This is a genomic window from Priestia koreensis, assembly GCF_001274935.1.
GTDB classification, from domain to species: Bacteria; Bacillota; Bacilli; order Bacillales; family Bacillaceae_H; genus Bacillus_AG; species Bacillus_AG koreensis.
On record NZ_LILC01000037.1, the window covers coordinates 102,417 to 118,671 of the forward strand.

The window sequence follows — 16,255 nt, forward strand, 5'->3', positions numbered from 1 at the left end:
TCTAGCATTATGTTACTTATTTGTACAAGAATTTACGAACTGAAATTAAGCTTCCCCAAACCCCGATACATGCACCGATTACAGCTAGCACAGCTGATACTTGCAGAACAAACGGGAAGGTTGGTAATAGCTGAACAAACGGAAGGGATTGAATGACCTTCGGCTTGATGCTGTCATATAAGAAGCTGTACGACACGGATATAAGAATGATTGGGATGACCGAACCAATTAATCCGATGAACAGCCCTTCTAAAAACAGCGGCCAGCGAATGAACGAGTTTGTGGCTCCTACTAATCTCATAATCTCAATTTCATCTTTTCGAGCAAAGATGGTAATTTTAATCGTATTTGAAATTAAAAACATCGCCATTAATACAAGCGCAATGATTAAAGCAGCACCGATATTACGTGCCACCTTCAATACCTTAAACAATTTTTTCACTTCTTCTTGTCCGTATTGGACCTTTGTGATGTGCGGCAGCTCGTTCATTTGAGTCGCGGTCTTTTCAACGTACTTTGGTTCTTTTGTCTTCACGATGTAAACATCGCTAAGTGGATTATCCTGTTCGAACAGCTTAAACGCACTTCCATCGTCCCCAAAGCTCTTAATAAGCTTTTTTAATTCTTCTGCTTTTGAAGAAAATGTTACGCTTTCGACATATCGATTTTCTTTAATCTTACTTTGCATTGCCTGAATGTCAGCCTGTGACGTAGATGGATCGATGTAGAGCTTCATTTCAACATCGTCTTCAATAGAAGAAGCAAAGTTATTTAAATTTAGTAGTAAAACAAGAAAAATCCCTACAAGGAGTAACGTTACCGTTACAGCACTTGCAGATGCAAAGGTCATCCAGCTGTTACGACCTAAGCTTTTTCCACCTTCACGAAAATGGCGCCCTAATGTCCTAGCTTTCATAACCGTAATCACCTCTTACTTCATCGCGAACAATCTTTCCATTCTCTACAGCAATGACGCGTTTACGAATTGTATTTACAATTTCACGGTTATGTGTAGCCATTAAAATCGTTGTTCCCGTTTTATTAATTCGATCAAAAATGTCCATAATCTCCCATGATGTTTCTGGGTCTAGGTTTCCTGTCGGCTCATCAGCAATAACCACTTTTGGTTTATTGACGATTGAACGAGCGATCGACACACGCTGCTGCTCCCCACCTGACAACTCATCTGGAAGTGAACGAATTTTATGTTTCAGTCCAACAAGATCAAGCACTTCTAACACACGTGCTTTAATTTTTTCAGGATGCTCTTCAATTGCTTCTAAAGCGAACGCTACATTTTCATAAACAGTAAGCTTTGGTAGCAATTTAAAATCCTGAAAGACAACGCCAATATTACGACGGAAAATCGGTACGCGACTACTTTTTAGCTTTGCCACGTTCACGCCATTTACATTGATCGTGCCTGTACTCGGCTTTTCTTCACGGTACATCATTTTGATGAACGTTGACTTACCGGCACCACTTGGTCCTACTATGTAAGCAAACTCACCTTGATGAATTTTAACGTCGATCCCATTAATTGCTTTTACACCATTTGGGTACGTCTTATGTACATCCTTCATTTCAATCATATTTATCACCTTAACTAACGGTTTTTATTTTTCTTACCTCTCTTACTCTCGTAAACTCAATGTTCTTCACCTTTAAAATGTCGAAAACTCCTGTTGTCGGGGCTCCCCCTTCGACATGCCCCCTCATTATAACATCTAAAAATTACATGATAAGCCCCAAAAATATTACAATTTCATTTCAAGTATACCAAAAGTATGAATTTATAGGTTTTTTTAACAGTTTCACCTAGGTATTTTGACGTCATTTTACCAAGTAATTTGATTTCTTTACTGTTAACTTTTCGACAAAAAAAGACAAGGGGTCTGTTCCCCTTGCCATTTTATTTTTTCTTTGATAGCCATTCTGCTACTTTATCAGCATCTTCGCCTTCAATCACGTTTTGAGGCATGGCTCCTTTTCCGTTTGCAATAATGTCACGAATTTCATCCTTTGAGTACTTGCTGCCGATTTTTTGAAGACTCGGTCCGCCTGCACCTTCTAAATTACCACCGTGACACGTTGAACAATTTTGTTTGGCAATCGTCTCAGCGCTCTGCGTCGACTCGCCGCCTTTATCATCACTTCCGCCGCCACATGCTGCTAGCGCAAGCGACGTTCCTAAAAACAATACCGCTATTCTTTTTTTCATCGGTTCTCCTCCCTTGATGATTGGAAAATTATTCTCTCATTATATCCTAGTTACGCCTGTTTGAAACCCTCTCCCAATACATCAGAGGCATCTGTAATAATGACAAAGGCTGTTGGATCAATTGCTTTGATCATTTGTTTCAATTTTGTGAATTCTGTTTGATCAATGACCACCATTAATACAGGACGCTCGGTATCGGTATAGCCACCCATTGCCGATAATCTCGTGACGCCGCGATCAATTTCATTCAGCACTGCTTTTCGCACATCTTCTTCCTTTTGGGTAATGATGAGCGCCATTTTAGAACGTCTTACCCCAACTTGAACGAGATCGATCGTTTTACTTGTTACATAAAGACCAATCAACGCATACAGCCCACGCTCCAGGTCAAAAACAATCGCCGCCGTTAAGACGATGACACCGTCAATCAGCGCTACGCACAGTCCAAGAGAAAGCCCTGTGAATTTGTGAATGATTTGAGCGGCAAGATCCGTTCCACCCGTTGACGCTTTTCCTCGAAACACAATTCCAAGACCAAGTCCTACTCCTACTCCGCCAAATAACGCTCCTAGCAGCGGATCATGTGTGGCAGGCTCCATGTGCTTTGTGACATATACAACAAACGGTAAAAACATCGTTCCAATTAACGTTTTAGCTCCAAACTGTCTTCCTAAAAAGATAACCCCCGCAATAAACAGCGGAATATTTAATGCCCACTGCACATAAGCAGGCTCCCACCCTAACGTGGCGTCTATAATCGTACTAATCCCACTTACTCCACCAGATGCTACTCGGTTAGGCAGTAAAAACAGATTAAATGCGATCGCAACAAGCGCTGACCCGACCAGTATGTACAAAATCTCAAACAGTTGCTCCATTCTTGTTGAGTAAAGCCTTTCTCCCTTTTTCTTCACGTACGTGCTCCTCCATCCAATTACTTCATTAATTCTGTAGCGTAAGAAAGAACCCTAAAAAGTAACGAAGCCCACGCATCGTAACGATGCATGGGCTTCTACAAAACGGGTCGATCTACACGTCCCGTTTTGCTCTTATAGCTGTGAACGTAGGTAAGCATCAATAAACGGATCAAGCTCTCCGTCCATTACGCTGTTTACGTTCCCGATCTCTGTGTTTGTACGGTGGTCTTTTACTAAAGAATATGGGTGGAATACGTATGAACGAATTTGGCTTCCCCAACCGATTTCTTTTTGCTCACCGCGGATTTCTGCAAGCTCATTTTGTTGCTTTTCAATTTCTAATTGATAGAGCTTCGCTTTTAACATTTTCATTGCTTGCTCACGGTTTTTAATCTGTGAACGTTCTGATTGACACGTTACAACCGTATTGGTCGGTACATGCGTAATACGAACCGCTGAATCGGTTGTATTGATATGCTGACCACCGGCGCCGCTCGCACGGTACGTATCAATTTTAAGATCTTCTGTACGAATATCGATTTCGATGTCATCGTTTAGCTCTGGCATTACTTCACATGAAACGAAGGACGTATGACGGCGCCCTGATGAATCAAACGGTGAAATACGCACAAGACGGTGTACGCCTTTTTCAGCTTTTAAGTAGCCGTACGCATTGTGACCTTTAATAAGAAGCGTAACGCTCTTAATTCCAGCCTCATCACCAGGTAGGTAATCCATCGTTTCCACTTTAAAGCCTTTTTTCTCTGCCCATCTCGTATACATACGAAGAAGCATTGAACCCCAGTCCTGTGACTCCGTTCCACCAGCACCTGGGTGAAGCTCTAGGATGGCATTGTTTTTATCATGAGGTGCACTTAGTAAAAGCTGAAGCTCAAAGTCATTTACCCCAGCAGAAAGCTCTTTAATTTCTGTTTCAAGCTCTGCCGCAAGCTCTTCATCATACTCTTCTTTCACAAGCTCGTAAGATACTTGAAGGTTTTCATGTGAGTCACTTAAGTTTGTAAACTCATTAACCTGCTCTTTTAACGCATTCGCTTCATTAATAACCACTTGTGCTGCCTGCTGATCGTTCCAGAATTCTGGATCAGACATGCGCTCATCTAGTTCTGTAATACGGGCTTTCTTGTTATCGAGGTCAAAGAGACCCCCTAAAGTCCGCTAATCTCTTAGCTGTTTTCTCAAGCTCTTGTCTAATTTCTACTAAATCCATATTCGACACCTCTGTTATTATTTTCATTGTTTGTCTGAAAGCAACCGCACGAAATCGCCCACTCAGAATCTCCATATCTACAGGATATCCATGAAGGGGCGATTTCACCAGTGCTTTCATTTATTTCATCCTAAAAAGGATTCATAATTGAACTTATGCCTGCTCTTTTCCACAGCAGTTTTTGTATTTCTTGCCGCTTCCACAAATACACGGATCGTTACGACCTACGTCTAAATGCTTTACTTTTGGCTTTTTCTTCGCAGGAGCACTGTCATCTGAATTGTGAACAGCCGCCTGACCTTTTGCTACCTCTTGGCGCTCAAGGTTTTGACGAATTTCAGCCTTCATAATGTATTTGGATACCTCTTCTTCAATGGCTGCGACCATGTTCTCAAACATCGCAAATCCTTCAAATTGGTATTCACGAAGTGGATCTGTTTGGCCGTAAGCGCGAAGGTGGATACCTTGACGAAGCTGATCCATCGCATCGATGTGATCCATCCATTTTGAATCGACAGAACGAAGCACCACAACTTTTTCAAATTCACGCATTTCTTCATCAGGAAGAAGCGCTTCCTTTTCGTCGTAGCGTTCTTTCACTTTCGCAAAGATGAGCTCGATCATCTCCTGTGGATCTTGACCACGAAGCTGTTCTTCCGTTACGTCGCCTTCTTCTAACAGATTACCATGTAGATAATCAATTACGGCTTTTAAGTTCCAGTCTTCATCAAGCTCTTCACGCGGCGTGTTCACTTCGACCACACGACGAATCGTTGCAAGAATCATTTGCTCGACGATTTCACGCAGATTATCTGAGTCTAATACATCAAAGCGCTGTTTGTAAATAACCTCACGTTGCTGACGAAGAACATCGTCATATTGAAGAAGCTGTTTACGTGCATCAAAGTTATTCCCCTCAACGCGTTTTTGCGCAGATTCAACCGCACGTGTCACGATTTTACTTTGAATTGGCTGTGTATCATCCATGCCAAGACGCTCCATCATGGCACGCATGTTATCGGAACCGAAGCGGCGCATTAATTCATCTTCCATTGAAAGATAGAATTGTGATACCCCTGGGTCCCCTTGACGTCCTGAACGACCACGAAGCTGGTTATCAATACGACGACTCTCATGACGTTCTGTACCGATTACCGCAAGACCGCCTAATTCTTTTACGCCTTCACCAAGCTTGATATCTGTACCACGACCGGCCATGTTTGTTGCGATCGTAACCGCCCCAATTTGACCAGCATTTTCAATGATTTCCGCCTCACGCTCATGCTGCTTCGCATTTAACACGTGATGTGGAATACGCTTGCGTTTTAGAATATTCGATAATAGCTCAGATGTTTCAATCGCAACCGTACCAACAAGAACAGGCTGTCCTTTTGCATAGCGCTCTGCGATGTCTTCAGCTACCGCAAGGAATTTCCCTTCCATCGACTTGTAAATCAAGTCAGCGCGATCATCACGGGCGATATCACGGTTCGTTGGGATCACGATAACGTGCATGTTGTAAATATTACGGAACTCTTCTTCCTCTGTTTTCGCTGTCCCTGTCATACCAGAAAGCTTTTCATACATACGGAAGTAGTTCTGGAACGTAATCGTCGCAAGCGTCATGCTTTCGTTTTCGATTTCCACGCCTTCTTTTGCTTCAATCGCTTGATGCAACCCGTCACTAAAGCGACGACCTTTCATTAGACGACCTGTAAATTGGTCAACGATGACAACTTTCCCATCATCGACTACGTAATCAATATCATTATGCATCGTCACATGCGCTTTTAAGGCTTGGTTAATATGATGGTTTAACCCAACATGTGCGATATCAAATAAGTTTTCGATTCCAAAAGCACGTTCTGCTTTTGACATTCCGTCTTCTGTTAACTGAACGCTCTTCGTTTTCACATCAAACGTGTAGTCTTCCTCTTGTTTTAACGTACGAACAAACGCATTCGCTTGAATATAAAGCGCCGCTGACTTTTGCGCAGAACCCGAAATGATAAGTGGTGTACGCGCCTCATCAATTAAAATGGAGTCAACTTCATCAATTACAGCAAAGTGAAGTGGACGCTGTACCATTTGCTCTTTGTACAGCACCATGTTGTCGCGAAGGTAATCAAACCCAAGCTCATTGTTTGTGCTGTACGTAATATCTGCATAATACGCTTCTTGCTTTTCTTCACGAGACAGGCTGTTTAAGTTCAAGCCTACCGTTAAGCCTAAAAATTCATATAAACGTCCCATCTCGCCAGCATCACGACTTGCAAGGTATTCATTGACCGTTACAACGTGAACGCCTTTTCCTGTGATCGCATTTAAGTAAACAGGCATCGTTGCCGTTAACGTTTTACCTTCACCGGTTTTCATTTCAGAGATATTTCCTTCGTGTAGAGAAATCCCCCCCATAAGCTGAACCTTGTATGGGAAAAGCCCTAATACACGCTTGGCTGCTTCACGAACAACCGCAAATGCCTCAACAAGCATCGAGTCGAGCGATTCACCGTTTTGATAACGTTGCTGAAAGTCAGCTGTTTTTTCACGAATTTGATCATCACTAAGCGCACCAATCTGTGAACTTAACGCTTCGATTTGCTCCGCTCTTTTCGCTAAACGATTAACATGGCGCTGGTTGCCATCGATAACTTTCTTAAAAATTCCAAGCATCTTAAAACGCTCCTCTTTAATTCAAAGAATTTATTTATAAGACTATAGTTAATGGTTTCAAAGTTTGGGTAATACTATAAGTGGATTCGTCTGTCTTCATCGTCTGTTTTTACGATGATCATCCTCTCTTTTGTCTCAACGTATAGGAAAGCTAGTTGGATCATTTTTTATGAACGAACCTATCTTAACCACCGATCATTTCCTTAGGACTAGAGGCACATTTCCTGCACTTATTTTTCTTCTAGCTCGATACATATTATTGTAATACATTTTGAACTAGAATAACATGATATTCATACCTTCTATATTATAACAACTCAGCACTTTATACAATTTTCCCCCATTTTATTTATCTGAAAAGGCAAAAAGCGTAGCCAGATTGGCTACGCTTCCTACCTTGCATTTTTATATTCAGTTAGTTAGGTTCAATTAAACCGTAGCGACCATCTTTACGACGGTACACGACGTTCGTTGAGTTTGTCTCTGCATTCGTAAATACAAAGAAGCTATGACCAAGCATATTCATTTGTAAAATAGCTTCTTCATTGTCCATGGGCTTTAGGTCGAATCGCTTGTTACGAACTAATTCAAGATCGTCCTCGTCCTCTTGGACTGCTACTGCTGTCGCTTCGCCTTCTAAGTTTGCAAATACGTGCTTAGCGCCGCCTTTTTCGCGAACGCGGCGATTTAGTTTTGTTTTATGCTTACGAATTTGTCTCTCTAATTTATCTACGACCAAATCGATGGCTGCATATAAATCGGTGTTTGTTTCTTCGGCACGTAACACTAAATCACTCATTGGAATTGTTACTTCAATTTTTTGGTCGTTGTTATAGACTTTCAAATTGACATATACTTCAGATTTTGGAGTGTCGTTAAAGTATCGTTCGAGTTTGCTAATCTTTTTCTCTACATAGTCCTTAATTGCTGGAGTTACTTCAATATTTTCGCCACGAATGTTGTATAACATAAATGGACTCCTCCTTTATCATCCAAGGTATACTGTTACATTTCTACATTACCCGACATATTCCCTCCTTAAACCACAAAATTTATTGAATATTTCGTTAACTTAATCAAAGTGTATGAATAAAAACATAAAAAATGCCTTCTCCGTAAGGGAAAAGGCACGAAAATCTTAGTGAACGAGGTGCTGTGAGAGCGGCTCATAGACACCTTTCATCCAAGCACGATAAACAGGTGAGAGTGATTCTTTCACGATCTGCTGTTTGGCATTTTGATCTTCCATCTTATCTTCAAGCTTTAGGCACTCGATCAGCACGTCTTTAAATTCATTAAAGCTCTCGACTAGAACTGGATCTTTCGCAAAAAGATCGCGGAAACGAACGTGTGTCTCTTCAAGCTCCATAAAGGCCGTGATGATGTCGCTTAACACGACATCGCCTTCCGTTTTTTCATAGTCCGTAAAACTTTCTTCTACATAATCTAAGCCTTCTTCAACCGTTTCAAGAAGAGCTAAATATTCTTTCACCGCACGTACTTGGCTATCTGCTAATTTCATCTGTGTTCCTCATTTCTTTTTATCATAAAACGTTCCGTCCATTGAGGACAAATTGGCATATGGGTTGGCATAGTGATTCGCCTGCTTCTTTTTCATGCGAAGCCCCCGAATATCTCCCATTATAGCATGCTTTATCTCTTTAAGCTTTTCGTCTATTACTTCATTCATCTGGATAATGCGTAGCGCACGTTCTTTTTCTTCTGCTGTATTCGGAGGTTGAAGGGCTGATAGAATCTCTTCTCGTTGCTCAAGCAACCCATCAATCTTTTCAATATACCCTTCTCGCTCTGATTCCATAACAGGCGTCTGAAGGTGATCGTATAACGATTTCGTCAGGTCATACAAATTATCAAGTGAAGAACTCATTTCCACCACTACTCTTTCTGTCGTTGTTTTATAAAAGCGAATAGGACTTGACCACATCTGGGTCAAGTCCTATTCATTTTCCATTATGCCTGGCCACCCTGTCTATGGGTTTGCTGGCGATTAAGCTGAATAACCTGCTTCCACGTATCACGAAACTCGGTTACGTAGCCCTCTACTTCATCTAAAATTGCCACATCGTTTTTCATGTTGGCTTCCATCAGGCGGCGATTCATATAATCATACATCACCATCATATCTCCACTAATTGTGACATCAGTGTTCAGCGTCACCATAAACTCCTGGATAATTTTCTGCGCCTTCAATAAATTCGTATTTTTTGCTTCAATATCCTTTTGCTCAATCGCCTGCTTGCCTAATTTAATAAATTTCAAGCAGCCGTTATAAAGCATAAGCGTTAACTCTCCCGGTGAGGCTGTATTCACACTGTTTTGCTGATATGCCTGATAAGGATTATTCACTGCCATTTTGAGTATACCTCCGTTTTTTAACCGCTAAATTGCTGCGTAATATAAGCGCTTTGCTGATTCGCTCGCTGAATTGCTTTTTCCATTGCCGTAAACTGACTGTAGTATCGGTTTTCCATTTGCGTAAGGCGATCCTGGAAGCTGTCGATTTGCTTGTTCATCGTATCGAGCGTTCGACCGAGGGAGAACTTTTGGTTCGTCCATGATGTTTTCCCTGCTTTTTCTTCTACTTTGCCAATGGTACTTGTAATCGTTTGAACAAGACGATCCGCAATTCCCATCGTACTTTTCGTTTTGCCGTCCCCATTTTCTGCGAAGAGCTTATAAATGGCATCCGGATTTTCCGCAATCTTGCTACGAAGCTTTGATTCATCGTTAATGATAAGTTTTCCTTTATCAAGGTAGTTAGAGGACGTCGTAATCCCTAAATCACTAAGCTGAGCGAACCCTTGAAGCGCTCCTGCAAGCGGCGCATAAAAATCTGTCCGCATCGTATTCAAACCAGAGCTTAGAGAACTATCACCGCGCAGCAGCCCGCTCTTTGATTTTTCTTCCCAAAGCTCAATATCCTTGTCCTTCATGTCCTTTTTCTGATCATCAGACAGCGGCGCGTAATCACGATAGCGCTTCTCATCAAGCTTTTTATTAACTGACTCAATGATTTCGTTGTACTTGTTTACGAATTTGACGATGCTGTCAAACGTGGCGTCGGTATCAGTTTGGACGCTGATGGTTTCATTCCCTGCCGTCACGTTCTTTAAGTTCAGCTGAATGCCGTTGATTGTGTATTGGTTGGATGTGCTTTCGACTTTTAATGCGTTGTTATAGATAAACTCTGCGTTGGTACCGCCTTTTTCAGTCAAGGTCGTCCCAGCTGGATCAGTTGTTAATTTCATTTGCAATACATTTTTCAGAAAATCGTTGGACTGATCAAAACCAATCTCCGCTCCAAAAAAATTGTCAACAACAGGTGGTTCAGTGGTAACCTTGTTGAAATTACCTGTTTCAGTTCGCTCCATCACGACCTTATCAGAAGCAGAATCATAAAATGCTCGGATGCCCGCACCGGAGTCATTGATCTTTTTTAGTATGCCGTTTAGGGTATCAGTCGTTAAGACAGGTATTGTAACGTCTTTCGCTACTCCACCTTCTCCGTACGTCGTTAGCTTAAAAGATCCATCCTTAACAACTGCGTTAAATGAGCTTGTGCCGCCAGAAACATCCTGCTGCTCAGCAAACGTTTTGTTAGGATCAATTTTCTTTGTCGAATCTGGAGAAGATAATGCTTTCTGACTCGTATTAATCGCCGCAGTCGCAATTTGATTTACCTTAATTGAATACGTTCCCATAGAAGAACTAGGAGACGCCGTCGCAGAAACTGCCCCTTCATTTGAGCTTGTCGTCTTCTTGGAAACATACGTTTTTTGGTAGTTCATGTCTTTTGCCATTGTTAACAGTTCATTTAGCTTTGTGTTGACATCACGATAGGAATCTCGCTGCCATTCTGTCCACTGCTTTTGCTGCTTCATTTTATCGAGTGGAATCTTCTGTGCTTTCATCATGTCACTAACCATCTGGTCAATGTCCATTCCACTTGCCAAACCGCTAATACGGGTGACCATTTGCTCCACCGCCTTTAAATTTTCTTATCGAATAACACACCTAAAAATTTCGTCATTTCCGCATGCATATCGAGAATGCGCTTCGACGGAATTTCGCGTACGGTTTCTTGTGTTTTGTCATCAATTACTTTTACGTAATACTCTTTGGATTCTTCATGCAACTCAAATTTTAGAGACGTGTGCGTAGGCTGAACGAAATTATTCATTGCCTCAACTACCTCTGTTACCCGCTCTTTTGATGGTTGCTTTTCCTCTGTTTCCTTCGGTTGAACCTTATCTTTTATCATTTCTTTATCTACAAAATTTTTCACGTCTTGGTTGAGATACTTAGATGCCGATGAAGTCGCTTTTTCAATCACGTTATATTCCTCCACCAAACAACTTATTTATCATATATATCGGTCGACTAAAAAAGAATTTTAGTAGGAACTCGCCGTTAAAAGTAATATAATTCCAAATATTTCTTTCAAAAAGAAATATTCATGCACTAAAATATGACCAATGAACCATGTTTGACTCTAGTATCTTCCTAGTTTTGTTAGAAATTTAGAGTAAGAGAACTGTTTTCTCCTTTTTCAAGCAGTGATAAAAAAAGGAAGAAGCTAAAAACCGCTTCCCCCTCCTTCAATACTTTCTTTAAATTAACGTAGTAATTGTAAAACGCCTTGTGGCTGTTGGTTCGCTTGCTTTGCGATCGCATCTTTCGAGTACGAAATAGACTATCTCTTCACCCTAAATCATAGGGGCTGGGCGCTTCGGACACATATTTCGGTCCTACGAGATTCATAGTCATAGCATATTGCCTTAGACCGTATACTCTAGTCGTTGAACCTTCTCCTGAGTTTCCTCACAGGAGCTTGGCTGCTGATCATCCATTGTGTCATCTTCATCTTTTTTACACCTTCACGCTCACCGTTTCCCGTCACGTTGTGGTAGATAAAGCTTTAGGAACTCCCAGCAATTCACCCAGTGATGATCTGGCTCGTTACCAAACCAGACGCCCTTGTCATTACTACCTGAGGAGTTGAAGTACTCCTTGCGGCAGCTGATTAGATTGAGCTAGCATTGCTTGTGCTGCTTGAGACAAAATACCATTTTTCGTTTGTTCCATCATTTCTTTCGCCATCGTGCGAACATTTACTTTCATAAATGACTAGACTATCTCTTCACCCTTCTTTAAAAGATAGGGGCCGGGCACTTCGGATTGGCAGGCGCCGCACCTAAGGATTTCATCATCATAAGCTTTGCTTTTAGATGGTCTATCCTAGTCGTTGAACCTTCTCCATCCTTTCGGAACAGGAGCTTGGCTGCTGATTGCCCAATCGCTCTTCTTTTTACCCGTCGCACCTGTCGTTTCCAACTTCGCTGTGGGGAAAAACGCTCTAAGGGGTTTCCAGCAATTCACCCGGTTATAATCGCTGACCGTTACCAGTCAGGACGACTGTGCTTTTGCCTAGGCGGCCAAAGCATAATCCACGTCACGGATACGAGATTCCGCAGCCGTTAAGTTTTCAGAGGATGTGTTCAAGTTGTTGATGGTATGCTCTAAACGGTTTTGAACAGCTCCTAGTTTTGCACGCTCAGAAGATACGTTTTTGATCGCTGTATCTAAAGACGTTAAACCAGCAGAAGCACCAGCAGATGTGGAAATATCAAGTCCTGATAAGCCTAATGCAGCTGTACGCATATCGTTAATACCAAAGTTGATGGTTTGACCACGGTTCGAACCGATTTGGAACGTTAAGCCGCCATTTCCGCTCGCAGAAGTAGAAGCTTGATCTAGCCCAAGATCTTTCACTGTTGTTTGACCGTCACGATCCCAGAAGGAAACCGTTCCGCTCTCGCTTGAAATTTTGAAGCGGCCATCTTCTGTTACAGTAACCGCAACAGCTTGTAAGAACCCTTCTTGGCCAGCTGTTTTACCTTGAGTTGTGTTGTATGAAGTGATACCAGCATTAATCGCTGTTTGTAGTGTAGAAGCAGCAGCGCTCATAGAAGTCGTGCCGTTAGTGATCGCTGCACCAGTAGCGGCTGTTTGAATGTTAATGCCGTTAATCGTGAAGTCAAATTTTGTGGCGTTTGCAACAGTTGAACCGTTGTACGTACTCGTTCCTAAGTTCGCTGCGTACGTACCAGCTCCTCCAGAAATATCTCCAGCGGTATTAGAAAGAACAAGTGCGCCAACGCCAGTTGCTGCGCTGCTTGTGAATAGAGATACGCCAGAGCTTGTTCCTTTGCTTCCGCTTTCTAACACAATTTCACCTGAAGAAAGGTAGCCGTTCACGTGTTGAACCGTTGCACCAGCAGCGTTTGTTGCATTGTAGTTATCAATAGCTGTGTTTAACGTATTTGTTAAAAGGTCAGCAGTTGCTTCTTGTGTAGCCGTAGAGTCACTGCTCATATCACGCTTTAAGCTGTCTTTTTGAGCTTGAGTTAACAGCGTACCCCAGTCAACATCAATATGATGACCGTCGATTTCAAGGGTATCTTTTCCAAATGTTAACGTGGAGTTATCAGCAGCTAGGTTTTGCGCAGCTGTCATTTTACCAGCGGCTAGTTTTCCAACAACAGAGCTGATGGTAGAGTTAGATCCGACAACAGATCCTGCGCTCTTTTGAGTACCGTCTAATAATTTCTGCGTATTGAATTCAGTTGTGTTTCCAATACGATCGATTTCTTCTTTTAATTGTTTGATTTCATCTTGAAGCGCTTTGCGGTCTTCCGTTGTATTCGTTCCGTTAGCGGATTGGTCAGATAGCTCACGCATACGCTGTAGGATGGAGTGTACTTCGTTTAAACCGCCTTCAGCTGTTTGAATCATGGAAATACCGTCCTGTGCGTTACGAGAAGCTTGGTCTAATCCACGTACTTGAGCACGCATTTTTTCAGAAATCGCTAGACCGGCTGCATCGTCTCCAGCACGGTTAATACGAAGGCCAGATGCCAATTTCTCCATTGATTTGGACTGTGCACCTGCAGCCGTTGATAATTGGCGGTACGTATTTAACGCCGCAATATTGTGGTTAATTCTCATGGTGTCTTTTCCTCCCTGGAATATAAGGTGAACTTCCGTTTTCACCTAATGTAAAGTGGCGCCTCTTCTTTACTGGCAAGGATTACACAAATAAAAAAGACGACTGAATGGTGTACCTAAAAACCATTTTAGGTACAGTCATTCACTCGTCCATGAGTGTCTTATGAAGAGGAGGAATCGCGTTTTTCGTAGATTTCTCCGCGCACAATGGAAATATCCTTTGGCGCTTCAATGGCTAATCTGAGCTGTCCGCTATCACTCTTGACCACTTTTACAATGATGCAGTCATCAATGACCACATACTCTCCTGGCTTACGACCCACTACTAACAGAGGAACTCCTCCTTTTAACTCAGCTACAAAGAACAATATATGAGGACTAAATAGTACTTATTACTTGTAGTTTATAGTATGCAGAGGAGTTAATTTTGCGATTAGTAGTTTTGCGGAAAAATAGTAAAGAATTGATTGGTTACTAGATTATTCTCTTACAACATATTTTCATTTCGTTCTGACTGCTTCTTGCATTTGCTCTGTAATTTTATATAGCCACTGTAGAGGAGTTAATTCAATCTCCGGAAAATAAACTTCTGCATGTTGTTGAATAAAGTCCTCTTTCTCTTGATTTGTCACATCACTATTCAAAAGCTCCTCACAGTCCTTTATGGTAGATAACAGACACTCTTTTGTAACTTCACTTATAAACTCATCCAAAGCCTGTTGAGATGAACTGATATCTTGATGAAATGTTCCAGCTAAAAAATCTTCTAACTCCTCTAAATGATGATATCTATTCCTCATCAATACTCCTCGTTTCTTTATGTAGCTCAATAACTTATTTTAAATAAAATGCCCTCTTGATTCACACAAGTTCTCAATCTCAGTAAGCCAAAAACCTTCCTCTTCTATACACGTAGCGTCAATGCTTCTTAACGTCTCTTTTAACCAACTAATCACAGATTCTGGTATATCATGATCAATAAAAGCATCCTCACCGTTTAATTCTATTGCTTTGTCTATCATTTTTACATATGCTAATAAACACTCTGCAAATTGGTTAATCGAAGAATTAATAAATACCTCTTGATCACGATCACTATGATAAAGAACCACGATATGTTCTTGCTTCTCAACGATACATATCGTATCTCCGGCACTAGTTGATCCCAAAAGCCAATATTTTCGAAACGCTTCTGATAGATTAAATACGCTTGTGATCGGTCTTATACAAGATTTTAAAGAAGTGAACTCTAGGTATGGTGGTGGAGATTCTGGTAACCCTCCTACAGTCAAAAACGTCTTCACATTATCCGAAAAATTTGTGCTCATTAAATCGTCGGCATTACATTTAATCAGTGGACCATCCTTACTAACATCCCATTTCTCATTAAACTCCTCTGGTACGATCATCGTTTCACCTTCTGAAATGTTTTACGTACTACTGAAAAGATCCGACATTTGAAATCAAAGAAGAAGCTGGATCTTCTCCTTCACTCCCACATCAAAAATCGCACCATCAATCCTAGCGCCTGTCCAAACGGTATTTTCAAGGTTTGCGCCTGTAAAATCCGCCCCACTAAAAATACCGCCTGATAGATTCGCCCCTGTAAAATCGGCTTGTGTAAAATTTGCTCCTTCTGCATGAACGTTCGACAGGTTGGCATGACAAAAGCGAGATTTTTCAAACTTACTTTCACTTAAATGAGCGTCACTAAAATCGACTCCGCTAAAATCGGCTTGCTCGGCATCGGTATGCTTGAAGATCGCACGGCGAAACGTCCCGTCGTTAAATGAACTGCCAACCACTTCACCATTCGAAAATTCCGTGTCATCAAAGCAAGCGTCAAAGCAAATACTGATCGTAATCGTTGCACCGTTCAGAATGGCTTGTGTAAAGTTCGCCTCATACATCCGGCAATCAACCATATGAATATGTTCCAAATTACAGCTTCTAAAATCGGCCTTCGCAAATTCACTATCAAAAAAAGAGGCGCTAATAAGGGAAGAAGCTCTCATCTTGACAAGATCCCCAATCACACGCTCTGCCATCACCTCCGAAAAATCTGAAAACGTCAGATCGAGTTCGCTCATATCGAGCTTAGCAACGACTTCTTGATTTAATTGGGCTTCGTTTAGTTTTCTCATCACGACTGCACGTCGATTCTCTTTTTCACTCATATCATTT

General features: G+C 41.6%; 18 protein-coding genes and 1 pseudogene. All 19 read right to left on the reverse strand.

Features of this window, described 5'->3' with window-relative positions; genetic code table 11:
- Positions 1-16 precede the first annotated feature (16 nt).
- Positions 17-916, reverse strand: coding sequence for a permease-like cell division protein FtsX (gene ftsX / locus AMD01_RS22030; protein WP_053403604.1), 900 nt, complete (start codon positions 914-916; stop codon positions 17-19).
- The gene (ftsE, locus tag AMD01_RS22035; protein WP_053403605.1) at positions 906-1,592 is read right to left on the reverse strand and encodes a cell division ATP-binding protein FtsE; all 687 of its coding nucleotides are present in this window, start codon (positions 1,590-1,592) and stop codon (positions 906-908) included. Before ftsE ends, ftsX begins: the two co-directional genes overlap by 11 nt.
- Before the next feature lie 320 nt (positions 1,593-1,912).
- Positions 1,913-2,221 carry a cytochrome c551 gene (gene cccB / locus AMD01_RS22040; RefSeq protein WP_053403606.1) on the reverse strand — a complete coding sequence of 103 codons (309 nt, stop codon included), beginning with the start codon at positions 2,219-2,221 and terminating at the stop codon, positions 1,913-1,915.
- A 50-nt stretch (positions 2,222-2,271) separates the two neighbouring features.
- The gene (locus AMD01_RS22045) at positions 2,272-3,099 is read right to left on the reverse strand and encodes a YitT family protein (protein WP_053403831.1); all 828 of its coding nucleotides are present in this window, start codon (positions 3,097-3,099) and stop codon (positions 2,272-2,274) included.
- A gap of 171 nt (positions 3,100-3,270) precedes the next feature.
- Positions 3,271-4,369, reverse strand: a protein-coding gene (prfB, locus tag AMD01_RS22050) for a peptide chain release factor 2 (RefSeq protein WP_245639003.1) whose coding sequence is annotated in 2 segments (ribosomal slippage) — positions 3,271-4,305 and positions 4,307-4,369 — 1,098 coding nt in all. Because the reading frame shifts where the segments join, the coding sequence is not laid out codon by codon here.
- Entirely contained in the window at positions 4,295-4,489 is a 195-nt protein-coding gene (locus tag AMD01_RS24555) for a hypothetical protein (protein ID WP_053403608.1), read from the reverse strand. The genes prfB and AMD01_RS24555 overlap by 75 nt, the downstream gene beginning before the upstream one ends.
- Before the next feature lie 33 nt (positions 4,490-4,522).
- Positions 4,523-7,042 (reverse strand): preprotein translocase subunit SecA, encoded by a 2,520-nt coding sequence (gene secA / locus AMD01_RS22060; protein WP_053403609.1) that lies wholly within the window; start codon positions 7,040-7,042, stop codon positions 4,523-4,525.
- Between the two features lie 415 nt (positions 7,043-7,457).
- Positions 7,458-8,012 (reverse strand): ribosome hibernation-promoting factor, HPF/YfiA family, encoded by a 555-nt coding sequence (hpf, locus tag AMD01_RS22065; RefSeq protein ID WP_053403610.1) that lies wholly within the window; start codon positions 8,010-8,012, stop codon positions 7,458-7,460.
- A gap of 168 nt (positions 8,013-8,180) precedes the next feature.
- Positions 8,181-8,564 carry a DUF8042 domain-containing protein gene (locus AMD01_RS22070; protein WP_053403611.1) on the reverse strand — a complete coding sequence of 128 codons (384 nt, stop codon included), beginning with the start codon at positions 8,562-8,564 and terminating at the stop codon, positions 8,181-8,183.
- A gap of 9 nt (positions 8,565-8,573) precedes the next feature.
- Positions 8,574-8,987, reverse strand: a complete 414-nt coding sequence (fliT, locus tag AMD01_RS22075) for a flagellar protein FliT (RefSeq protein WP_053403612.1) — start codon at positions 8,985-8,987, stop codon at positions 8,574-8,576.
- A gap of 26 nt (positions 8,988-9,013) precedes the next feature.
- On the reverse strand, positions 9,014-9,415 hold the full coding sequence (gene fliS, locus AMD01_RS22080; RefSeq protein WP_053403613.1) for a flagellar export chaperone FliS: 402 nt from the start codon (positions 9,413-9,415) through the stop codon (positions 9,014-9,016).
- 20 nt (positions 9,416-9,435) lie between these two features.
- Entirely contained in the window at positions 9,436-11,037 is a 1,602-nt protein-coding gene (locus AMD01_RS22085) for a flagellar hook-associated protein 2 (protein ID WP_053403614.1), read from the reverse strand.
- 14 nt (positions 11,038-11,051) lie between these two features.
- The gene (gene flaG / locus AMD01_RS22090) at positions 11,052-11,396 is read right to left on the reverse strand and encodes a flagellar protein FlaG (RefSeq protein WP_053403615.1); all 345 of its coding nucleotides are present in this window, start codon (positions 11,394-11,396) and stop codon (positions 11,052-11,054) included.
- Between the two features lie 653 nt (positions 11,397-12,049).
- Positions 12,050-12,163, reverse strand: a pseudogene (locus AMD01_RS22095) (flagellin); the annotation flags it as partial.
- A gap of 327 nt (positions 12,164-12,490) precedes the next feature.
- Complete coding sequence (locus tag AMD01_RS25000; protein ID WP_053403617.1) at positions 12,491-14,071, reverse strand: flagellin N-terminal helical domain-containing protein; 1,581 nt, start codon at positions 14,069-14,071, stop codon at positions 12,491-12,493.
- Between the two features lie 161 nt (positions 14,072-14,232).
- Positions 14,233-14,439, reverse strand: a complete 207-nt coding sequence (locus AMD01_RS22105; protein ID WP_245638999.1) for a carbon storage regulator — start codon at positions 14,437-14,439, stop codon at positions 14,233-14,235.
- Positions 14,440-14,571: 132 nt separating this feature from the next.
- Positions 14,572-14,871: a contact-dependent growth inhibition system immunity protein gene (locus tag AMD01_RS22110; RefSeq protein WP_053403618.1), complete on the reverse strand. Its 300-nt coding sequence runs from the start codon at positions 14,869-14,871 to the stop codon at positions 14,572-14,574.
- Between the two features lie 39 nt (positions 14,872-14,910).
- Complete coding sequence (locus AMD01_RS22115; protein ID WP_053403619.1) at positions 14,911-15,480, reverse strand: SUKH-4 family immunity protein; 570 nt, start codon at positions 15,478-15,480, stop codon at positions 14,911-14,913.
- A 54-nt stretch (positions 15,481-15,534) separates the two neighbouring features.
- Positions 15,535-16,248 carry a pentapeptide repeat-containing protein gene (locus AMD01_RS22120; RefSeq protein ID WP_053403620.1) on the reverse strand — a complete coding sequence of 238 codons (714 nt, stop codon included), beginning with the start codon at positions 16,246-16,248 and terminating at the stop codon, positions 15,535-15,537.
- Positions 16,249-16,255 lie beyond the last annotated feature (7 nt).